Here is a 22,212-nt window from a genome sequence, read left to right as displayed (position 1 = left end):
TGTGGGAGCGGGCCTGCTCGCAAAGGCGGCAACACGGTGCAAGGGATGATTGCTTTCTAAGAATCGCCTGATGGGCGGGCTTGAATGCCTTGGCTAACGTACGCCGCTCACTGGCCGATACGTAAAGCCCTCTTCATGAAACGTTTCAAACTCCAGCGCCCGCTCCAGCTAACGAAATTGATACACACGCTATGTCTGTCGTTACTTTTCGCACCCAGCTACGCGGGCGCGGCTAATTGCGCGTTCTACCCGGGTCATCATCAAACAACTATCACTATGCAAGTACCCGCTACACTTTCGATTCCTCGTGATACACCTAACGGCACCGTGATATATGAAAGTCCTCCCTTCACAATGGGACCTACGCCCAGCTCGTATAAATGTACTAACGAGTTTTCATATGGTGTTCAGAACAACGTCGGTGTGTCTAAATCGGGCGACCTTGTTTACGCAATCGGAAACACCGGGCTCGCATGGCAGTGGTCCTACAAAGACAATGTAACCCTACCCATTTATCCGGGTATTCGCCGAGAGGCGGGCGGATACGGATGGGACACCACAAGACACGTGCTACGGCTATTCAAAATAGCGGATGTAATCGATGTACAGAAAATACCGGCAGGAACACTTGGGATTTTCCATGCAGATGGAGTGTCACCACTCGCAATGGCGACCAATGGCACAACGATTGTGCCTCAATCCTGTGAAACGCCTGACATCAAAGTAGACATGGGGTCGCATGACATAAGTAGCTTTGCCAATAACGGAGCGTATTCCGAACCCGTCAAATTTAACATCAATCTCAATAATTGCCCGGCAGGCATAAACAAAGTGACTTACACCCTCAAGCCCACCTCAACTTCCCCCTCGCAAAACTCCACGCGAGGCATCGTAAAGCTGAGTGCAGATTCGACTGCTCAGGGGGTGGCTCTGCAAGTACTCAATAGCGATGGAAACCCCTTGGTTTTACATCAAAGCTATGTATTCGCGGACTATTCCTCTGCGGGAGGCAACTTGAAGATCCCCCTGAGCGCTCGTTACTTTCGCGTCGCTGAAACAGGTGGCAATGGCGGTTTTGACAAGGGCATGCGCGCCGGTACAGCCAACGCAACGATTGCATTTGTCATGAGTTACCTTTGAATCCATTGATGGGTTGCTATAGCCAATTGTTCGCGCAGCCCTCTTTAAGAATCGTCTGATTTTCACCATGCCCGGCCGCTCCTACTGTGCCGGGATGCGATTGAAGAACTACCTCCATCAGATCAGCCCGGTCCTGTCCACACCCCACGCTGCGCGACGTTTGTTGCGCATTTTTGCGTGGGTGTTGCTGGTGGGCATCCTCGGCGGCGTGTACAGCTTTCTGCTGTTCACCTTCAACAACGAAATTTCTCAGCGGCGCAGCTACATGAGCAGCGCCATCGCCGAGGCGCACACCTTTTTCACCACCCGCGAGGCGCTGCTGGAAAGCCTGAGTTTGTCGGCGACTCGCCAGACCGCGTTGAGCGCGCCGCTGTCCGAGGAAGAAATCCGGCTGCTGCTGGGACAAACCCCAGGCAAGCAATGGAGCATCTGGCTGACCCAGCGCATGCGCGACTATCTGCAAGCGCGCAAATTGAATCTGCTCTACGTCAGCAGCGGCGCCGAGGCGCAGGTGCGCCTGTACAACACAACGCCCATGGCTGGCGATTTTCCGCGTGCGATGCTTGATCGCCTGGAAACCTTCAAACGCGACAACACCAGCGCCCTCAAAGAAATCTGGCTGACCCACCATTTGCAAGGGCACTCGCAGCTGTACATCTTCATTCGTCTGGATGATCGCGATCCCGATTCCGGCTGGCTCGGTCTGGAAATGGACGACCGTGAAGTCTCCAATGCGCTGAGCGACCACAGTGCCGGCGAGTTCACCATGTTCAACTCGCAAGGGATGCCGCTGTTCAGCAACAGCCACAAGCCGCCCCCCGGGCAGGATCTGCCACTGCTGCGCCAGCAGGATTTCTTCGGATTCGTCGGCGACGGCTGGCTGCCCGAGCAATTGGTATTGCGCAAACAGCTCAAGTCATCGGACTGGCAACTCACCTACTCCATCGACTTGCTGGCGGTGCTTTGGGCCTTGTGGCCGCAGATGCTCGGCGCACTGGTGTTCTGTCTGGCGAGCATCAGCCTGGTGTGCCTGCTGACCCGGCGTCTGGAACATCGCTTCATCACGCCGACACTGCACCGGATTCAGGCGCTGGTGGAAAGCGAGCTGTTCAGCCGCGACGTGATCCAGACCGCACCGGTGGCACTCTGCGTGTTGCGCCGCAGCGATGGCCAGGTGGTACTGGAAAATACCCTTGCCCAACAATGGCTGGGCACGTGCAGCCAGCAACTGGGCCCCGGCTGGATTCGCGCTGCGTTTGACGACAATGCGCCCTGCCTGACCGACTATTTCGACACCGCTGATGGCCGGCACCTGTACCTGAGCTGCGCGCCGACCCGCTACAAAGGTGAAGACGTATTGCTTTGCGCCTTCAGCGATATCAGCGCGCGCCGGCAAATCGAAGCGGCGCTGGAGCAGGCGCGCCAGTCGGCCGATGCCGCCAACGAAGCGAAAACCCTGTTTCTCGCGACCATGAGCCACGAAATCCGCACGCCGCTGTATGGCGTGCTCGGCACCCTCGAGCTGCTCGCCCGCACTCGGCTTGACAGCCAGCAGCAAAGCTATTTGCGCGCGATCGAAGGCTCGTCCGCGACGCTGCTGCAATTGATCTGCGATGTGCTCGACGTGTCGAAAATCGAGGCCGGGCAACTGGCGCTCGAGCTGAGCGATTTTTCCATCGTTGCGCTGGCGCAGGAGGTGGTGCAGGGGTACGCGGCGGCGGCGCAGAGCAAAGGTTTGCAGCTGTATGCGTGCTTTGATCCGCAACTGCCCGACAGCCTGGTGGGCGATGTCAGCCGGGTGCGGCAGATTCTTAATAACCTGTTGAGCAACGCGGTCAAATTCACCGATTCCGGACGCGTGGTGTTGCGGGTCAAAGCGCTGTCCCGTGAAGGCGAACGCGTCTGCGTGCAATGGCAGGTGACGGACACCGGTCGCGGCATTGCCCATGCTGATCAAGCATTTATCTTCGAACCGTTCTACCAGACCCAAGGCAATAGCCATGCGGTCGCGGGCACCGGCCTGGGCCTGCCGATCTGTCTGCGGCTGACGAATTTGATGAACGGCACGCTACGCATGGTCAGTGAACCGGGGCTGGGCAGCAGTTTTTCCCTGACCTTGCCACTGGAGCAGCGCGCGGGCAGCGGATTGCCCGCAGCAGCGCCGAAGCTGGCGGGTGAAACCGTTTACGTGGTGTCGCCGGTACGCGAACTGGCTGAAAGCCTCGCTGGCTGGCTGCGCCGCTGGGGCGCCCGACCGCATCTCGGCGCGCCGGACAACCACGAATCTGCCGACGCTGGCGTGTTACTGGAACTGTACCCGGCACCGATGGAGCCGCGCGGCGAACTGCACTGGTCAGGGCCGCGGGTAGTGGCCAGCAGCGATGCGGCCTGTGAGCCGCAATGCACGGACAAAGGCTGGGTGGCGAATCTGAGTGACCTGGCCGCGATCCGCCAAGCCGTGCGTCAGGCTCAGGGCGGTCAGACCATTGAACATCCGCAACAGGCAGAAACCCTGGCGCTGGCGCCGCTGCACCTGCACATCCTCGTGGCCGAAGACAATGCAATCAACCAGTTGATCCTGCGCGACCAATTGCAAGAACTGGGCTGCACGGTCGCGTTGGCCAGCGATGGCGAAGAGGCCTTGTCACTGTGGCAGGACGACACCTTCGATGTCGTGCTCAGCGACGTCAACATGCCACGACTCAACGGTTATGAATTGGCCAAAACCTTGCGCCGCCTGGGCTGCACCACCCCGATCATCGGCGCCACCGCCAACGCCCTGCGCGGTGAAGAGGCCCTGTGCCTGGCGGCCGGCATGAACCACTGCCTGGTCAAACCTTTTACGCTAAGAGCCTTGTCGATTGTCCTGGCTCCCTACGAACGAGTCGCCCATGAAGTCCTCTAGCCTGCTGATTGTCGAAGATCATCCGTTCCAGCACCTGTACTTGCAGAATCTGTTCAACGAGCTGGGCGTCTTCGATCTGGAGTTTGCCCGGGACGGCGAAGAAGCCTTGCGGCGCCTGAAGAACCGCGAGTTCGATCTGGTCCTCACCGATCTGCTGATGCCGGGCATGGACGGCGTGCAGTTCATTCAGGGCCTGGCCGCGCAACCCTCGCGCCCGGCACTGGCGATCATGAGCGCTGCCTCGCGGCGCATGCTGATGGGCGCGAGCCTGGTGGCGAGCAACCTGCAGGTCAAAGTCATCGGGCTGATTTCCAAACCGGTCAATAGCGCGGCCCTGCGTTGTCTGATCGAGCAGTTACAGACGCTGCGCCAGGCCGGCCCGGTCGCGACGCAGCCCGGCATTGATCGGCAAAGTATTGTGCATGCCTTGGACAAGGGTGAATTACAGGCCTGGTTCCAACCCAAAAAGGCGCTGGACAATGGCCGCATCGTCGCCGCCGAAACATTGGTGCGCTGGATGCATCCCGAACATGGCACGCTGTTGCCGGGGGCATTTCTACCGGCGCTGATTGCTTATGACCTCGAAGAACGGCTGCTCTGGCGAATGCTGGAACAGGCGATTGCCGCGCAAAGCGTATGGCGCCAGCAGGGCTATGACATTCCGGTGTCGATCAATCTGCCCACGCACCTGCTTAACAGCCATGATCTGCCCGACCGCATCCTCGCTTTCGTGCTGCAACATGAAGGCCTGCCGGCGCGGATCTGTTTCGAGTTGATGGAATGCTCGGTGCCCGATGACATCAGTAATTTCTATGCCGGCGCCTGCCGCTTGCGGATCAAGGGTTTCGGTTTGTCTCAGGATGATTTCGGCAAAGGCTACAGTTCTTACATGAATCTGGTGTCGGCGCCTTTCACCGAGCTTAAAATCGACCGCGCGCTGGTGCAGGGTTGCAACAGTAACGCCGAGCTGGCCCAGGCGCTGACCAGCATTGTCACCCTGGGTCGGCAACTGGGCCTGACGGTGGTCGCCGAAGGCGTGGAAACCGCGCAAGAACTTGCTCTGTTGCGTAAGATCGACTGCACTCAGGTTCAGGGTTTCCTGATCTCCCACGCCGTGTCTGCGGAGCAGTTCCAGCAGTTGCTGACCCATGATGGACCGGCCAATGCCTGGTGAACCCCAGACGCTGTTGACGACACCGTTTGCAACCGAGGTCTTTGTGTCCAGACACTTTTCCACTTTGACTGATCAGGCGTTGTAATGCCGCAGCCCAACGCATTTCTGGAAAGACTCGCCAGCAGTTCGCTTCGCCTGAACAAGAGCTTGCTGGTGCTCGGTGCGCTGGTCCTGCTATTGCTGGGCATCAGTTATCTGGGCGTGCAGCGCATGGTGGAAGAACAGCGCGATACCCTGCAGTTCCACTTCGCCCGGCTGATGGAAAACATTCACGAGCAGGAAGCCTTTCTCGACGCGATCTCAAGGGCCAGCGCCAAGGGTGTGTACCTTTCCGAAGCTGTGACGCCGCCTGTTGTCCAAAAGCTTTTGCCCGAAGAAGGGCCGAACATTTACGAAGGCCGTGGGCTGCCGTTTTCGCTGCCGTTCAGCGTAAAGATCGATCCGGAGCGAATCGCCCCCAGCCAACACCCCAAGGTGTTTGCCCTCGGCAGCTATCTGGCGGCTTATTACAGCGCCTTCTGGGCAGCCTCGCATTACCAGTCGCCGCAGGTGATCCTGCTCAATGGGCCGGACAATTTCGATATCGCCGTGCCCGCCGCCGGCCGTTTGCGTGGTGCAGGGCCGACGCAGATAAGCACCTTCGTCGAGATCATGACCCGGATGAGCATGCAACGGCGCACGCAGACTTCAGCGCAGGTTCACTGGGAGCCCTACGCGTTCGCCGAGGAGGACAACGTTACCCCGACTCTGCTGGCCTACGTGCGGATCAATCTGAGCAAACCGACGCAGGCCATCGAAGGCGCCAACGCCTGGGCGGTGGTCGGCTCGCTGCTGAAACTGTCCCAGGTCAACAACATCGAGCGTTTGATGGCGTGGTCGATTTACGACGACTTCACCCTGCTCACGCCCGACGGTACGGTGTTGATCGGTGCGCTGAAGCCCGGTCAAGTGCTCAATGAAGGCGCGAATCTGACCGCAGATGGCCTGGTGTTCCAGCTGACCAGCCCCGGCGAACGTCCGTGGATGGCAATTTACGTGATCAGTGTGCAGAGCTTTCTCGATTACGCGCTGTGGCCGTTGCTGTGCCTTTTGGTTCTCGTGCTCGCCCTGCTCGGCAGTGGCCGGGCACTCAATCGCTGGTACACCCAGCGCGTCATTCTTCCCGCGCAAAGTGCCCACGCGAGCATCGCCGAAAGCGAAGCGTTCAGCCGCGCGGTCATCGACACCGCGCCCACCGGTCTGTGCGTGATCAGCCGCCGTGATCATCAGGTGTTGCTGGAGAACCAGCGCGCCCAGCAATGGCACGACACCCGCGAACTGATCAACCTGCTCGACCGGCAGGCAGCGACCGGCCAGGGCCATGCCGAACTGGAAATTGACGGTCGGCATTTGCATGTCGCGTTCGTCGCCACCCGTTATCAGGGCCAGGACGCCTGGCTGTGTGCACTGCACGATGTGACCCGCCATGTCGAAGACGCGGCGGCGCTTGAGGTCGCGCGCCAGGCCGCTGATTCGGCCAATCGGGCCAAGAGCCGGTTTCTGGCGACGATGAGCCATGAAATCCGCACGCCGCTGTATGGCGTGCTCGGCACGCTGGAACTGCTCGGTCTGACCACGCTGAACCCGCGTCAACAGGCTTATCTGGACACCATCCAGCGCTCGTCGGCCAGTCTGTTCAAGCTGATCAGCGACGTGCTGGATGTGTCGAAGATCGAGGCCGGGCAAATGAATCTCGAGCTTCAGCCGTTTTGTCCGCTGGAGCTGACCGAAGACGTCGTGCGCAGCTTCGGCGCGTTTGCCCGTGGCAAAGGTTTGCAACTGTATGCCTGCATTGATGCGGCGCTACCGGATCAATTGCTCGGTGATGCGCAGCGCATTCGCCAGATCCTCAATAACTTGCTGAGCAACGCCATCAAGTTCACTGACAATGGCCGTGTGGTCATGCGCGTTCATGTGCTGCAAAACACGGGCGGTCGCGTCGAGGTGCAGTGGCAGGTAAGCGATTCGGGCGTGGGCATTTCCCAGGCGCAGCAACAGCAGTTGTTCGACCCGTTCTATCAAGTCAACGAAGCCGACAGTCATGCCGGCGCCGGGTTGGGTCTGGCCATTTGCAAGTGGCTGTGTGAGTTGATGCAGGGTCAGTTGAACGTGGTCAGCGAGCCGGGACTGGGCAGCCGCTTCAACTTGCAACTTACCCTGGATTGCGCGCCTGGCAGCCTCGCCGATTGCCCATCGTTTATGCCCGGTGGCGCCGCCGTATATGTACGGGCGCCGGTGGCCGAACTGGCGCAGCATCTTAGCGCCTGGCTTGACCGCTTTGGCCTTGATTGCCGCCTGGTGACGAACGAACTGCCGCCCTCCTCGGCGCTGCTGGTAGACCTCGCGCCGCTGCCCAACGCCACCGTATTCGATGGCCCGCGAATCATCGCCATGGCGGGCGGCCCCAATCCGGCGCAGGTGAGCGGCAGCGGCTGGCTGGTTGATGCCGACGATGTACGTGCAATTGGCTGGGCAATTGCGCTGGCCCGACACGGCGCCAGTCACCCGCGCGAGCCTTCGCAGCAGGAAAACAGCCGAGCACTGAATCTGCGCGTGCTGGTGGCCGAGGACAATACGATCAACGCGGCGATCATCAAGGAACAACTGGAGGCGCTGGGCTGTTCGGTAGTCGTCGCCGCCAATGGCGAACAGGCGCTGGTGCAATGGGCACCCGGACGCTTCGATCTGCTGCTGACCGACGTCAACATGCCGATCATGAACGGCTACGAGCTGGCCGCCGCACTGCGCCAGCAGGATGCAACGCTGCCAATCATCGGCGTCACCGCCAATGCCCTGCGCGAAGAAGGCGAACGTTGCGCCGCCGTCGGCATGAACGCATGGATGGTCAAGCCGCTGAACCTGGCGACACTGCGCACGCAGCTGCAAAGCCACTGCCAGACAGTGATCGCGCCGGTGGCAGACGCCACGCCGACCCTCTCACCAAAAATGCGCGAGCTGTTTGTCGCGACCCTGCGCCGCGACGTTCAGACCACACTGACCGCGCTGGATGCGGCCAACGCCAGCAGCGTCGCACAGCAACTGCACAGTATTGCCGGGGCACTCGGCGCCGTGCGGGTCGAGGCCCTGGCCTGCGCGCTGGTCGAGCTGGAATGTCGCCTGACCGGCATGGCGATCACCCCGGCGCTGGCCCTGCAAGTGCGCCAACAGCTGGCGCGTCTGACTGACCTGCTCGACACCCTCGAATAATTTCACTCTGGATAAAGCACCCATGGAAACCTTCAACGTTGTCATCGCCGATGATCATCCCATCGTCCTTCTGGGGGTACGGGAACTGGTCGAGCGTGACCGACGCTTCAACGTGGTGGGCGAGGCAGTGTGTCCCGATGGCTTGATCGAGTTGCTGAAGTCTCAGGCGGTGGACCTGTTGATCACCGATTTCAATATGCCCGGTGACTCGCGCTACGGTGACGGCCTGAAGCTGGTGGAATACGTGACCCGGCATTTTCCCGAAGTCAGGGTGCTGGTCCTGACCATGATTTCCAATCCTCTGATCCTGACCCGCCTGCAGGAACTCGGTGTGCTGGCGGTGATTCAGAAAAGCCAGCTGCACGCTGAAATAGAAGTGGCGCTCAAAGCCATTGCCAAAGGCAACCGGGTACGCCACAAAGAACCAGCCCCCACGTCCGTGCTGAACGATGGCGCGGATCTGGATGAACGCTTTTCCCGACTGTCGCCCAAGGAACATGAAATTCTGCGACTGTTCGTTCAAGGCCAAGGCGTTAACGAAATTGCCAGGGGATTGAACAGAAGTGCCAAAACCATCAGTACGCAAAAAATCTCGGCCATGCGCAAACTTGAAGTCAATAGCGATCAAGAGTTACTGGCTTATTGCATCGAACGCAACTTGTTCAAATAAACAACTGTGCACTTGCGCGTAACATCCGCGCATCTAGGAATCGTCTGATGTTCCACCGCGAACCCGAGTTCTATTGTGTTGCTTTAACCCCACCAATGGAAAAGCAACATGAAAAGACTGTCTCGCACACTTCTCGCCCTGTCGATCTTCGCTGCCGGTAATGTTCTGGCGGCCGATCCGGTTGTGCCGACCAAGGCTGGCAGTGGGACCATCAACTTTACCGGCACCATCAACAACGATGCCTGCTCGGTGGAAGGCGCCGGCAAGGACAAAACCATTTCGGTAAACATGGGTGAAGTGTCGATCAAGGACATGGGCACCGCCACTGCGCCAAAAGGTAACGGTACGCTGAGCGTCGAGAACTTCGACATGAAGATCAACTGCAACGCCGGGACCAAAGTGGCGATGATCTTTGAACCGACCAAGGGCGCAGGCTCGGGGATCGAAACCGGTACCAAGGTCTTGAAACTGATCGACGGTCTGGGTTCTGCGAAAGGCATCGGCATCGCTCTGCTGGATGCCAATGGCGCCGTGATCGACCTGACTTCGCCGACCACCGCCCGCATCGAAAACACCCTGCAGGACAGCAACACCACCCTGAAATTCTCGGCAGCCTACGTCACCACCGTTGACCCGAAACTGGCGGTAGCCGGCCGTGGCGACGCGACCCTGCCGTTCACCCTGCAATACGAATAAACCGCGCGATCCTTGAACACGGTGCAGGGCCGACTGGCCCTGCACTTTCCTTCTCTATGCGCGGTAACTTTCCATGTTTTTACGTCACTCTCTATCCCTTTGCGTCGGCCTTCTGGGCCTGTTTGCCGTCAATCAGGCCATGGCCGGTATTTCCTTGAGCAGCACCCGGTTGATTTTCGACGGCAAGCATAAGGAAGCCGGCATCACCGTGCGCAACAGCGGCGCAGACGTGTTGATTCAGTCCTGGGTCGATACCGACAGCAACGAAACCGGCACGGTGCCTTTCGCCGTAACCCCGCCGCTGGTGCGCGTCAGTGGTGATGAGCAACAGATTTTGCGGGTTATTTACGAAGGCACCGGCATGCCCACAGACCGAGAGTCGGTGGTGTGGTTGAACGTGCAGGAAATCCCGCAATCGGCAAAAACCGCCAATACCCTGCAGTTGGCGGTGCGTCAGCGCATCAAGGTGTTCTTCCGCCCTGCCGGTTTGAAAAACAACGCCTATCAAGCCCCGGCCGAGCTGACCTGGAGACTGATCGAGCGTGCCGGTAATAGTGTGCTGCTGGTAAAAAATCCGGGCCTGTATCACGTGTCGATTGCCGATATCACCGTGCAATCCGGCGCAACCAGCGAGCATCCCTTTGATTCAATGATGATTGCTCCGGGGGAACAAAAAGAGTTCGTGCTCAAACAACTTCACGCAATCAATTCGCCCCGCCTGTTATTCAGCAGCATCAACGACTATGGCGCCCGAGACCGTTATGTCGCGCAACTTTCCAGCAGCGCCGAAGTTAGCGCCAGTCTGGATAAACAAACACCATAACTCGCGTGCCGCTTTAACAGCCGCACTTTCACTGTATTTCTCTTCGCTCCGTTAGTTCGTACCGGAGGTGATATAGGGTTCCTGCATGTTTTTATTCAAGCGCGATGGCCTGGCGCCGCTTTCGGTTGCCCTGGTGTTCAGCACGACATGTCTGGCCGACGCCGATGAACAGTTCAATATTTCGTTTCTGCAAGGCGCGACATCCGCCGTCGATCTGCAATCGCTGCTCGCCGGCAGCCGCGTACTCCCCGGTACTTACCGGGTCGACCTGTACGCCAACGACACGCTGGTCGGCCGTCGTGACATCGATTTTCGGCGGCCAACTGGCAGCCACAAGGTCGAGGCCTGCCTGACCCTGGACATGCTCAAGCAAGTGGGCGTGGATATTGGCAAGCTGCAGGCCAGCGGCAAACTCGACGTCGCCGATGCGGATGCCTGCCTCGATCTGCCCGCGCTGATTGACCATGCCACCGTGCGCTATGACGTGCCGCGCCTGCGTTTGCTGGTCAGCGTGCCGCAAAGTGCCATGGAGCGTGGCCGCCGTGGTTATGTCGACCCGGCGCTGTGGGACGAAGGTGTACCGGCGGCGTTCATCAATTATCAGGTGAGCAGCAACCGCAACAGCACCGATGCAGAGACCACGTTTGCCAATAACATTGGCCTGCGCAATGGCATCAACCTCGGCGGCTGGCGCTTGCGCAACGAATCCAACTTCAACAGCAGCACCGGCCGGCCGAGTACCTTCAAGAGCAACCGCAGCTATCTGCAACATGACGTCACCGCGTTGAAAGGCCAGTTCAGTGCCGGGGATATTTTCTCCGATGCCGACCTGTTCGACAGCGTGCGCTATCGCGGCTTGAAACTGGCCTCTGACGACGGCATGCGCGCCGACAGCGAGCGCGGCTATGCACCGGTGATTCGCGGCATTGCGCAATCCAGCGCCACGGTGGAGATTCGCCAGAACAATTACATTCTGTACACCGCCAACGTACCGCCCGGGCCGTTCGAGATCAGCGACATCTACCCCAGCGGCTCCAACGGCGATCTGGAAATCACGGTGATCGAAGCCGACGGTCGACGCCGGGTGACGGTGCAGGCGTTTTCCAGCCTGCCGATCATGGTGCGCGAAGGTCAGCTGAAGTACAGCGTTTCAGCGGGCCGCTACAACAGCAACAGCGATGATCAGCAGACGCCGGAATTTATCAGCAGCACGGTGGCTTATGGCGTCAGCAGTAACCTGTCGGCGATTGTCGGCACCCAGGCCACCGAGGATTTTCAAGCACTGTCGATCGGCGCCGGGCGCAATACGGCGATCGGTGCGATCTCGCTCGACCTGACCCACTCCAGCAGTCGCACCTTCGGCCAGACGCTCAAGGGCAACAGCCTGCGCGCGCTGTACGCCAAGACGTTCACCGGTACTGACACCAACTTCACCCTCGCCGCTTATCGCTATTCGACCGAGGGCTATCGCACCTTGAGCGAACACGTCGAAGAACTGAGCCGTGAGGGTGAGCAGCGCACCGGCAATTCGAAAACCCGCACTGACCTGACCATCAACCAGAGCCTGGGACGCAACCAGGAATTCGGCAGCCTTTACCTCAACGCTACTGACCAGCGCTACTGGGGCCGCGGGGGCTCGCAAAGTCTGTCGGCCGGATACAGCAACTACTGGCGTGACGTCAGCTACAACCTCAGCGCGACCTACACCAAGGATGTCGGCAACTATGGCCCGGCGAACAACGACACGTTGCTCAACCTGTCGCTGTCTTTCCCACTAGGCTCAAAGCCCCGCGCGCCGCGCGCGTTCGTCTCGGCCAGCACGCAGAAGGACAACAGCAGCACTCAGGTCGGCATCAATGGTTACCTGTCCGAAGACAGCGACACCTATTACTCGGTGCAAGGTGGCAACAGCAGCACCGGCGGCAGCAGCGGATCGGCCAACCTCACTACCCGCACGTCGGTAATGGACATCAGCGCCGGCTACAGCCAGGGGCGCGGCTACAATTCGCAGAGTCTCAATGTTGCCGGTTCCGTGGTCGGCCACGCGGGCGGGATCAACCTTGGGCAAACCGTCGGCGAAACTTTCGCTCTCGCGCAGGTCGAGGGTGTGGAAGGCGTGAAGATCGCCAGTTTCTCCGGGGCCAAAACCGCTGGCAACGGCTTCGCCGTGGTATCCAATGCGCAGCCGTATCGGGTCAACTGGATCAGCCTCGACACCCGCGACCTGGGCGGCGACTTTGAAATTGAAAACGCCACCCAGCAAGTGGTGCCACGCCGCGGGGCGGTGGTGCTGGCACGCTACGCGAGCAAGACCGGTCGCCGTGTGCAATTTGCCTTGTTCGATGCGCAGCACCAGCCGATTCCCTTCGGCGCGTCGCTTGAAGATGGCGCGGGTAAGCAACTGGCAATCTCCGACCCGAGCGGCAAGGCACTGGCGCTGGTGGAAAGCGACACCGGGACGCTGACCATCAACTGGCAAGGCCAGCGTTGTGAAGCACCGTATGCGTTACCTGAACGTGACAAGGCGTTGAATTACGAGCGGGCCTCGCTGGTGTGCCGCCCGCCCCCAGTTAATCTGCCGTAAGAAAAATCCTTGCCTGCCGCAGATCAGTGTAGGAGTGAGCCTGCTCGCGATAAGGCCATCAGCAGCACCATTGATATCGACTGAAAAAACGCTATCGCGAGCAGGCGAAGGCCTACAGGGGAACGCATTCCAAATGTAGGCCTTCGCCTGCTCGCGATTGGAACGACTCGGTTCAGGAAAACGTGCGATCTAGAAATCCCGCTTGTAGAAGATATCCAGCGAACTCGCCACACCACTTGCAGCCTCGACATAGACCTTCTTGCTCAGCTTGTAACGCAGCGCAATGGTGCTGGCCGGTTCAAACACGCCCACGCCATAACGCAAACTGAGCTTCTCGGTAATATTGCCGCTGGCCACCACGCTGGTGGCATCGCCGCTGCCCGCCGTGTCGAGCTGGAAATCCTGAATACCCAAGTCCTTGGCCAGACTGCTGGTGACCCCGGAACTGCCCATCAAGCCCAGACCCAACGCCGCTTGCGCGAGCATGTTGTTGTCTTCGCCGTTGGTGCTCAGCGGTCGACCGAGGACCAGATAGGAAAGCGCCTGCTCCTGGCTCATCGCCGGCTCGGAGAAGATCTGCGTGGTCGGCTGCTCGGCGCTGCCGCTCAGGCGAATACCGGCGATCACGTCGTCGGTCTGGCGGATCGCTTCGATGTCCAGATAGGGCTGATCGAGGGGGCCGGCGAACAACAGACGTGCACGGCGCACTTGCAGGCGCTGGCCGTAGGCACTGTAGCGGCCGTCGTTGAGCCACAGTTCGCCACGGGTATCCATGTTGTCGCCGATGTGCACATGGCCTTGTACGTTGGCGGTCAGGCCAAAACCGGCGAAGGCCAGTTTGTCTTCGCCAACCACCACGTCGATGTCCATTTTCATCGCCAGCGGTGGTTTACCCTCTTCGGTCTGCGCACCAACAATGATTGTGTCATCGGAGACTTTTACCGTTGATGGCGGCAATTCACGCACGGTGATTTCGCCTTTGGGCACCTGCACTTTGCCAGCGATTTTCAGCTCGTCGCCGGCCATGGAAATCTTCAGGTCCGGCGCCATTTCCAGCTTGGCATACGGCTCGACGGTGACCGGCAACTGCGTGCCTTTCAACGCCAGATCGACCACCAGCGCCTGACCCCAAGCGACGTTACCGGTCAGGCTGCCCTGCCCGCTCTTGCCGCTTTTCCAGCCGCCATCGAGGCGTACCGATTCGCCGGCAATTACGGCGGTGAGTTGCAGGTTCTGCAGCTCCATCGGCAACTCGGCGCCGGACACTTCGCCGTCGCTGAGTTGCACGGTGCCGTTGACCAAAGGCGCGAGCAGCCCGCCGGAAATCGTCCCGCTGCCATTCAGGCGCCCGGTGAGTTTTTCAACCATCGGCACAAACGGCCGCGCCACCGACAGGTCCAGCCCGCTGAGGCGGAACGAGCCGCTCAGCGGTTTGTTTTTCGGCAGTGGATTGAGCTGTGCCTGCACCAGCAACTCGCCGAGTTTGCCGCCGACGAAATTCAGTTCGGTGTCGACGCGTTTCGGCGTCAGTTTGCTGGTGAGTTTCAGGGTCTGGTACGGGAAGTCCAGCCACTGATCCTTGTCCTTCATGCGCAAGGTGCCGCCGCTGGCGTCGATGCTGACCACGCCGTTCGGGCCGCTGGCCGGCAGATCCAGTTGCAGATCGGCATTGAGTTTGCCTTGCCAGGCGAAGTCTTTCGGCAACCATTGCGCCAGACTTTCGATCGGGAATTGCTTGAGGTGATAGCGCAGTTTCGGCTCCGGCATCAGCCGCTGATCTTCACCGCACAGGCTGGCATTGCCGGACATCCAGCAATGCGCGCCGAAGTTGATTTTGCCGTCAGCCAGACGTTCGAGTCTGGCCGGGCTTTGCAGTTTCCAGTCCTGGCCGCCGGCCTGAATGTCACCACTGGCCAAACGGCCGCGCCAGTTGCCCTTGTCCAGATTGCCGTCCAGACCGAGGGCCAGTTTCAGCTTCGGCCCGATCAGGTCGAGGTCGAGTTTCTGCTTTTTGATATCGCCCTGAGCGCTGGCGGTCAGCGTGCCCAACGCGGTGTCGCCGGCCTGAATGCCCGCGCCTTTCAGATCGATCTTCGCCCGTTGCGCGCTGTCGAGGGTGGCGTCGAGGTTGAGGCTTTGCAGGCGATTGTCCTGGAAGGCCAGTTGCGAACCTTGCAGGTCGAGTTTGCCCTGCGGTGCTTTCAACGTGCCGGCGACATTGACCTGCCCGTTGACCTGCCCGCGCAGTTGCGGCCAGAGCTGGGCCAGACGCGACAGCTTGATATCGATCTGCCCGGTGAGTTTCTGTTGCAGGCTGCCCTTGCCGTTGATGCTGTTGTCGCCGAGGCGGATTTGCAGGGCATTCAGATTCCACTGTTCGCCAGCGCCATCAGCCTTGGCCTGGAGGATCGCCGGTTGCCCGCGCAGTTTGCCTTTCAAGTCGAGGTCGGCGGTGAGACTCAGGCGCTCGTTCTTCATTTCGCCTTGGCTTTTCAGCGGTCCAGCTAACGTGCCCGGCAACTCGGCGACCCAGAAAGCCGGATTCAGCGCCGACAGTTCCAGCGCAGTGTCCCAGGCGATGCCATCGGCGAACTGCACATTGACGTGACCTTCCGCTTTGCCCTGCCCGGCTTCCATTTTCAACTGCGGCAAAGCGATCTGTTTAAGGCTGCCGCTGAACGGACTGCTCAGGGTAAACGCACCCGCCGGGCCATCCATTGCGGCGGCGAAGTTGCCGAGGTATTGGCCGTCGGTGTAGGAGACTTCGCCAGTAAACGTACGCAAGGCGACTTGTGGCTCGTCGATTTCGTTATAGAGACGATGCCACGGGAAATCCTGCCAGTTGATGTTGGCTTGGGCGCTGAGGCCTTTGCTCCAGTCAACACTGCCGGTGAGTTTCAGGCTTTGTTTATCGTTGGCCGTCAGGTCGAGGCCGGCAATCTGCGCGCCGCTGGCGTCGACTTTGCCTTGGAGCAGCAGCGCCACCGGGCCTTTATCGGCGGGCAGCGTGGCGTTGCCGTTGAGCTGGTAGCCATTTTTCAAGTCGCCTTCGCCGGTCAACAGCAATTGATTGAGTTGCAGGGTGTCCGGCAGGTCGGCGCTCGGTTTGAACGCGTCGCTGGTGATGCGCACTTTGGCCGGCAGGTTTTCCGCCAGCGGTTGCAATTCACCGCTCAACTGGCCGTCGAGGTAACCCCGGCTGTCGGCGTGCAGGTTGAGGGTTTTCAACAGATCGCCGTCGATCTTCAACGCCAGTGTCCACGGCCCCGTGCCGGGAGATGGCAAGGTCAGGTCACCGGCGATGTTCAGCGGCCAGTTGCCGGTCGGCGTGAGTGTTCCGGACAGGTTCAGGCTGAGGTCGTCGCGCTGCAACTTCACGCTGTCGATCTGCATGCCTTGCGCGGTCCAGTGCGCCGCCAGTTGCAAGCCCTTGAGCTGTTCGCTGCCGTTGAACAGCAGACTGCCAACCTGCACGTCGCCCAGTTCGATGGCCACCGGCAATTGCAGATCCGGCAGTTTGATCGGGCCGCTCTCGGTGGTTTCTTCGCTCGGCGGGAATTGCAAAATGACCTGATCGGCCTTGAGCTGTTCGATGCACAGGGTCATGCGCGTCAAGCACAGCGGTGACCAGGCGAAGATTGCCTTGTCCAGTTCGACGCGGCTGCTGTCCTGCTGCCACAGCAGATGATCGGCGCTCCACTGCCCGCCGAGACGACCCTGGAAATTCTCCACTGTCAGACCCGGCACGAGGCCCAGCACCCAGCGGCTGCCAGCCGCCGTGCCGAGTACGGCGGTGATGCTCAATACAATCAACAACAGCAGCGCCAACAACGCCAGCGCCGTAATTTTCAAACCACGCTTCACAGCTCAGGCCCCATGGAAAAGTGCAGCCGGATGCCGCCATCGTCGTCGAGTGCGTGGGCCAGATCGAGGCGGATCGGCCCCACCGGCGAGACCCAGCGCACACCAATACCGACCCCGGTCTTGAGGTTCGGCAGTTCGAGTTTGTTGAAAGAGTTGCCCTGGTCGACGAAGGTCGCCACGCGCCATTTCTCGGCGATCGAGTATTGATACTCGACGCTGCCGGCGACCATGTAGCGGCCACCGATCCGATCGCCATCGGAGTTTTTCGGCGACAGACTCTGGTAGTCGTAACCGCGCACGCTCTGATCGCCACCGGCAAAGAAGCGCAACGATGGCGGAATCGAGTTGTAGCCGTTGGTCGCGCTGCCGCCGACCTGCACGCGACCGAGAAAGCGGTGCTTGTCGAACACCGTGGTCAGGCCTTTGACCAGCGCGGTGCCATATAAAAGGTTGTTGTCGGAACCCAGGCCTTCCTTCGCCACTTTGCTTTCGAAGCTCAGGCGATAGCCGTTGTGTGGGTCGATGCGGTTGTCGCTTTTCAGGTAGGAATAGCTGATACCTGGCATCAACAAGGTACTCAGGCCGGAGTCGTCGCCTAGTTCATATTCTTCACGCTGCCATTTCAGCGAGATCACCCGCTGCCAGCCGCTCGGTAATTTGCTGTGCCATTCCGGGCCGAAAGTCAGCAGTTTGCTGAGCGTGTCGGAACCGTCGATGTCTTCGAACTGATAACCGCCGGCCCAACGCAATTTGTCGGTCAGCGGCGGGTCGAGCGGGATGTCGTAGAACAGCCCGACGTTTTGCCGTGGCGCCGACAGCTCGGCTTCCCAGCCATAACTGTCGCCTTGCGGGTTGACCCAGTGGCGTGTCCAGTTGGCTTTGATGCGCGGGCCGACGTCGGTCGAGTAACCGAGGCCCAGGCCCATGGTGCGCGGCTTGCGTGTGTCGAGTTTGACGTCGACCGGGATCACGTCATTTTTCGCTGTCGTCGGTGCGGCATCGACGCGCACGCCTTCGAAATAGCCGCTCGATTGCAGGTCGCGATTGAGTTCGGCGATCAGCTCGGAGTCGTACGGCTCGCCCTCCTTGAACGGCACCATGCGTTGCAGCAGGTCTTCGTCGAACGGCGTGTCGCCTTCGAATTTGACTTTGCCCAGCGCATAACGCGGGCCGCTTTCGTAGATCAGTTCGATGTCGGCCACCCCGGCGCGCGGGTCGACCATGAGTTTTTGACGGGTGAAATGGCCACTGAAAAAACCGAAACGCGAGGCCTGATTCTGAATAAGTCTTTTCGCGTCTTCATAACGCCCATGGTTAAGCACCGCGCCGGACTTGAGCGCGTCGCTTTTCGGGACTCGAAAGGATTTGAGGGAGGCCGCCGGGCCGTCGACACGGATGGTCACGTTACGCAGGTGAATCGGCTCGCCGGGATCGATGTTCAACACCAGGCGCGGTTTGTCGCCGCCCTTGACGTCACTTTCAATCTGCGGCTGGTAGTAGCCCAACGCCTGCGCGGCTTTGCGCGCCTGCTCTTCGGCACCGCGACTGAAGCGCTGCAGGGCTTCTTCGTCGCGATCGCCGAGGCTGCCGATATAGCCTTCTATATTGGCCTTGAGTTCATCGTTGGACGGTTTGATCCGCACATCCAATTCGCTTTGCGCCAGCGCCGCGCAGCTGGTTAACAGCACGAGCACGCCACTGGTAAATCTTCCTGGAAACTTCATAGGCGCGGATGCTATCACGGGCTTGGGAGCGTGATAGAACAGGAAATTTCCCGAGAAGTTCGATTGTTATGCTGTTGCAGTTTGTAACACCTGCGGATTGGCGTGGAAAAATACGTGTTCACGCACCGGGCCGACGGCAACTTCGCCGATCTCTTGGTAACCCTGCCTTTTATAGAATTCCAGATAGCGCGGGTTGCCAGTGTCGAGCACCACGCCTTGCGAGGTTTCATCGACCGCGCACCAGTTGTGCACGGCGCTCAGCAATTGCTCGCCGAAATGTTTGCCCTGGAACTGCGGGTGAATGCCCAGCAGCGGCAGCATGTGCACGGAATCACTGGGCACGCAGGCGGCAACGGCATCGTGGTATTCAAGGTAGCGCCGGGTGCAGCGGAATCCGGTGCTGAGCACCATGCGCAAACGCCACGCCCAGCTTTCGGTGATGCCCAAACGGCGTTGCGGCGGCGCGATCAGGGCGATGCCGATCAGGCGATCGTTGACCAGCAGGCCGATGGCCGGCAGATCCTGCAGAAAGTGTTGTTTGACCAGTTCTCGCACCGTCGCCCGCACGCGCTGTTCGTAGCCGGGGCGCTCGGCTTCGAACAGGTAAGCGAAGGTCGGCTCATGGCGATAAGCCTGATAGAGCAGCGATCGAGCTTCGCGGGAGTAGCCACGGTCGAGCATATGAATGTCGGCGATGGCGGTCTGGGTTTCAGGCATGACGGTGATTCTCCCCGGGGCGCGTGCAAATGGCGGCGCTCTTGTTGGTACGAACCTTTTACGGGTGGCGTGGTTCCCCACAGGTATAGACCAAGTCGGGATCTTCATCGACCAGGCGGCCGTCAATCGCGAGCAGGCTCACTCCTACAGGGGTACGCATTCCAATTGTAGGAGTGAGCCTGCTCGCGATGACGCCGGCCCTGACAACATCTATCTGGCAGGCAAAGACGATTTCCCCTACCCCACACTGGCCCCCATCCCACATGTCAGCTAGCATCGCCCTTTTGCCAGGACTGCCGACCATGAAGATCGTTTCCTTCAACATCAACGGACTGCGCGCCCGTCCGCATCAGCTGGCAGCGCTGATCGAAAAACACCAGCCGGATGTTATCGGCCTGCAGGAAACCAAGGTCCACGACGATCAGTTCCCTCTGGAAGAAGTCCGCGCCCTCGGCTATCACGTGTACTTCCACGGCCAGAAAGGCCATTACGGCGTGGCGATGCTCTCGCGTCAGGAACCGATTGCGATCCACAAAGGTTTCGCCACCGATGAAGAAGACGCCCAGCGCCGCTTTATCTGGGGCACCTTCGCCGACGCCAATGGCGTGCCGGTGACCATCATGAACGGCTATTTCCCTCAGGGTGAAAGCCGCGACCACCCGACCAAATTCCCCGCCAAGCAGCGTTTCTACAGCGATCTGCAAGCGCTACTGGAAAGCCAGTTCCACAATGAACAGCCGCTGGTGGTGATGGGCGATGTGAACATTTCCCCGGAAGACTGCGACATCGGCATCGGCCCGGACAACATGAAGCGCTGGCTGAAAACCGGCAAATGCAGCTTCCTGCCGGAAGAGCGCGAGTGGATGGCACGCCTGAAAAATTGGGGTTTGACTGACAGCTATCGTCACCTGAACCCGGACGTGACCGACATGTTCAGCTGGTTCGATTACCGCAGCCGTGGCTTTGAAGATGAGCCGAAGCGTGGCCTGCGCATTGACGTGATTCTGGCGTCCCATGGTTTGTTGCCGCGGGTGAAGGCAGCGGGTGTCGACTATGAATTGCGCGGGATGGAAAAGCCGTCCGATCATGCGCCGATCTGGCTTGAACTGGCCTGATCTAAAGCCTTACGCAATACCTGTAGGAGTGAGCCTGCTCGCGATAGCGGTGGATCAGTCAATATCTAAGTTGATTGATCCACCGCTATCGCGAGCAGGCTCACTCCTACAGGGGATCGCTGTCATCTTTCGGTCATGCACCTGACTTAATCTCCCCGGCAATCCCCTTGGCTTGATTCGGTGCCGGCATGACCCTGCGTGTTCTGTGCGTTTTTCTCTTGAGTGCGTGGCTGACGGTTTCTGCCGCCGCCCTGCCCCTTCCTGAAAACGGCCCCGCGCTGCGCATTCAAGGCTCCAACACCATCGGTGCCGAACTTGGACCGGCTCTGGTCGAAGGTCTGCTGCAAGAACAGGGCTTGCTGAAAATCCACCGCGAAACCCCGGACACCACCAACGAGTTGCGCATCGTCGGCCAGACCGCTCAAGGCAAACGCGTGATCGTTGAAGTCGCCGCCCACGGTTCCAGCACCGGTTTCACCGCGTTGAAAAATGCCAGCGCCGACCTTGCCGCCTCCTCCCGCGAAATCAAGGACAGTGAATTGCAGGCCCTGCAATCACTGGGCGATCTGAAAAGCGCCGCCGCCGAGCAAGTCATCGCCATCGATGGCCTGGCGATCATTTTGCATCCCGACAATCCACTGCAACAACTCGACACCGAGCAACTGGCGCGGATCTTCGCCGGTGAGGTGAAAACCTGGGAAGACCTCGGCGGACGTGGCGGCGCTATCCATTTATATGCGCGCGATGATCAGTCCGGAACCTACGACACGTTTAAGGAGTTAGTCCTGAGTCGTCGTGGGAAAAGTCTGAGCAACGCGGCGAAAAGGTTTGAGTCCAGCGAACAATTGTCCGACGCCGTCAGTACGGACCCGCAAGGTATCGGCTTCATCGGTTTGCCTTACGTGCGCCAAGCCAAAGCCGTATCGATTGCTGATGGCGCATCGCAGTCGATGCTGCCGCTGAACAGCCTGATCGCCACCGAAGACTATCCGCTGTCCCGGCGATTGTTCTTCTACCTGCCGCCCGACAGCAACAATCCTTGGGCGCAGGCGTTGGTGGAGTTTGCGCAAAGTCGTCAGGGCCAGGCGATTGTTGCGGCCAACGGCTTCATCAGCCAGACCGTGCACGCCATGACGGTGGCACCGAATGCGCTGATGCCCGAGGGTTATCAATCCCTCAGCCGTCACGCCCAGCGTCTGACGGTGAATTTCCGTTTCGAGGAAGGCAGCGCGAATCTCGATAACAAGGCGCATCAGGATCTGGCGCGGGTGTTCGACTATATAAAGCGCCACGACAAGACCGAGCGCGCGGTGACATTGGTTGGGTTTGGTGATGCCAAGGACGACCCTGCGCGGGCGGACCTGCTGTCGAAGCTGCGGGCGATGGCGGTGCGGCGAGAATTGGTGAAGAACGGCGTGGTGTTGCGTGAGGTTCGTGGCTTTGGCGCGTTGATGCCGGTGGCGGCGAACAATGCGGATGAGGGGAGGATCAAGAATCGGCGGGTTGAGGTTTGGGTGTATTAGCCCTACCCGATCGTTCCCACGCTCTGCGTGG

At 59.8% G+C, this 22,212-nt stretch carries 13 protein-coding genes; 10 read left to right on the top strand and 3 right to left on the bottom strand.

Features of this window, described 5'->3' with window-relative positions:
- The first annotated feature begins 135 nt into the window (after positions 1 to 135).
- From ACOYXJ_RS20255 to ACOYXJ_RS20220, 8 genes are all read left to right on the top strand, one after another.
- Positions 136 to 1,140, top strand: coding sequence for a fimbrial protein (locus ACOYXJ_RS20255; RefSeq protein WP_460371193.1), 1,005 nt, complete (start codon positions 136 to 138; stop codon positions 1,138 to 1,140).
- Positions 1,141 to 1,234: 94 nt separating this feature from the next.
- A complete protein-coding gene (locus ACOYXJ_RS20250; RefSeq protein WP_460372990.1) occupies positions 1,235 to 4,045 on the top strand; it encodes an ATP-binding protein in 2,811 nt (936 codons plus the stop codon).
- Positions 4,032 to 5,219, top strand: a complete 1,188-nt coding sequence (gene pvrR, locus ACOYXJ_RS20245) for a response regulator cyclic di-GMP phosphodiesterase PvrR (RefSeq protein WP_336346346.1) — start codon at positions 4,032 to 4,034, stop codon at positions 5,217 to 5,219. The genes ACOYXJ_RS20250 and pvrR overlap by 14 nt, the downstream gene beginning before the upstream one ends.
- Positions 5,220 to 5,303: 84 nt before the next feature.
- Positions 5,304 to 8,465 (top strand): hybrid sensor histidine kinase/response regulator, encoded by a 3,162-nt coding sequence (locus ACOYXJ_RS20240; RefSeq protein WP_460371192.1) that lies wholly within the window; start codon positions 5,304 to 5,306, stop codon positions 8,463 to 8,465.
- Positions 8,466 to 8,487: 22 nt separating this feature from the next.
- Positions 8,488 to 9,135, top strand: a complete 648-nt coding sequence (locus ACOYXJ_RS20235) for a response regulator (RefSeq protein WP_460371191.1) — start codon at positions 8,488 to 8,490, stop codon at positions 9,133 to 9,135.
- A 108-nt stretch (positions 9,136 to 9,243) separates the two neighbouring features.
- Positions 9,244 to 9,831 (top strand): fimbrial protein, encoded by a 588-nt coding sequence (locus tag ACOYXJ_RS20230; RefSeq protein ID WP_460371190.1) that lies wholly within the window; start codon positions 9,244 to 9,246, stop codon positions 9,829 to 9,831.
- A gap of 73 nt (positions 9,832 to 9,904) precedes the next feature.
- Entirely contained in the window at positions 9,905 to 10,654 is a 750-nt protein-coding gene (locus tag ACOYXJ_RS20225) for a fimbrial biogenesis chaperone (RefSeq protein WP_460371189.1), read from the top strand.
- 85 nt (positions 10,655 to 10,739) lie between these two features.
- Positions 10,740 to 13,238, top strand: coding sequence for a fimbria/pilus outer membrane usher protein (locus tag ACOYXJ_RS20220; protein ID WP_460371188.1), 2,499 nt, complete (start codon positions 10,740 to 10,742; stop codon positions 13,236 to 13,238).
- Positions 13,239 to 13,427: 189 nt separating this feature from the next.
- Here ACOYXJ_RS20220 and ACOYXJ_RS20215 read toward each other — a convergent pair whose 3' ends face one another.
- From ACOYXJ_RS20215 to ACOYXJ_RS20205, 3 genes are all read right to left on the bottom strand, one after another.
- The gene (locus ACOYXJ_RS20215) at positions 13,428 to 17,102 is read right to left on the bottom strand and encodes a translocation/assembly module TamB domain-containing protein (RefSeq protein WP_460371187.1); all 3,675 of its coding nucleotides are present in this window, start codon (positions 17,100 to 17,102) and stop codon (positions 13,428 to 13,430) included.
- A complete protein-coding gene (locus ACOYXJ_RS20210; RefSeq protein WP_460371186.1) occupies positions 17,099 to 18,826 on the bottom strand; it encodes an autotransporter assembly complex protein TamA in 1,728 nt (575 codons plus the stop codon). Before ACOYXJ_RS20210 ends, ACOYXJ_RS20215 begins: the two co-directional genes overlap by 4 nt.
- A gap of 66 nt (positions 18,827 to 18,892) precedes the next feature.
- Entirely contained in the window at positions 18,893 to 19,543 is a 651-nt protein-coding gene (locus tag ACOYXJ_RS20205; RefSeq protein ID WP_150793593.1) for a GNAT family N-acetyltransferase, read from the bottom strand.
- A 302-nt stretch (positions 19,544 to 19,845) separates the two neighbouring features.
- Here ACOYXJ_RS20205 and xthA point away from each other — a divergent pair, with 302 nt between their 5' ends.
- Together xthA and ACOYXJ_RS20195 are read left to right on the top strand one after the other, a co-directional pair.
- Entirely contained in the window at positions 19,846 to 20,658 is an 813-nt protein-coding gene (gene xthA, locus ACOYXJ_RS20200) for an exodeoxyribonuclease III (RefSeq protein ID WP_122607816.1), read from the top strand.
- A gap of 188 nt (positions 20,659 to 20,846) precedes the next feature.
- On the top strand, positions 20,847 to 22,181 hold the full coding sequence (locus tag ACOYXJ_RS20195) for a substrate-binding domain-containing protein (RefSeq protein WP_150793591.1): 1,335 nt from the start codon (positions 20,847 to 20,849) through the stop codon (positions 22,179 to 22,181).
- Positions 22,182 to 22,212: the final 31 nt, after the last annotated feature.

The sequence above is a fragment of the Pseudomonas sp. Tul2A7 genome (genome assembly GCF_054790505.1).
Note: the sequence above shows the minus strand (reverse complement) of the source record. Positions and strands in the feature narration are given on the sequence as shown.

Bases quoted from the DNA above. Each gene is read 5' to 3' on its own strand.
- ACOYXJ_RS20255 (WP_460371193.1), top strand. From the start codon at position 136: ATGAAACGTTTCAAACTCCAGCGCCCGCTCCAGCTAACGAAATTGATA.
- ACOYXJ_RS20250 (WP_460372990.1), top strand. From the start codon at position 1,235: ATGCGATTGAAGAACTACCTCCATCAGATCAGCCCGGTCCTGTCCACA.
- pvrR (WP_336346346.1), top strand. From the start codon at position 4,032: ATGAAGTCCTCTAGCCTGCTGATTGTCGAAGATCATCCGTTCCAGCAC.
- ACOYXJ_RS20240 (WP_460371192.1), top strand. From the start codon at position 5,304: ATGCCGCAGCCCAACGCATTTCTGGAAAGACTCGCCAGCAGTTCGCTT.
- ACOYXJ_RS20235 (WP_460371191.1), top strand. From the start codon at position 8,488: ATGGAAACCTTCAACGTTGTCATCGCCGATGATCATCCCATCGTCCTT.
- ACOYXJ_RS20230 (WP_460371190.1), top strand. From the start codon at position 9,244: ATGAAAAGACTGTCTCGCACACTTCTCGCCCTGTCGATCTTCGCTGCC.
- ACOYXJ_RS20225 (WP_460371189.1), top strand. From the start codon at position 9,905: ATGTTTTTACGTCACTCTCTATCCCTTTGCGTCGGCCTTCTGGGCCTG.
- ACOYXJ_RS20220 (WP_460371188.1), top strand. From the start codon at position 10,740: ATGTTTTTATTCAAGCGCGATGGCCTGGCGCCGCTTTCGGTTGCCCTG.
- ACOYXJ_RS20210 (WP_460371186.1), bottom strand. From the start codon at position 18,826: ATGAAGTTTCCAGGAAGATTTACCAGTGGCGTGCTCGTGCTGTTAACC.
- ACOYXJ_RS20205 (WP_150793593.1), bottom strand. From the start codon at position 19,543: ATGCCTGAAACCCAGACCGCCATCGCCGACATTCATATGCTCGACCGT.
- xthA (WP_122607816.1), top strand. From the start codon at position 19,846: ATGAAGATCGTTTCCTTCAACATCAACGGACTGCGCGCCCGTCCGCAT.
- ACOYXJ_RS20195 (WP_150793591.1), top strand. From the start codon at position 20,847: ATGACCCTGCGTGTTCTGTGCGTTTTTCTCTTGAGTGCGTGGCTGACG.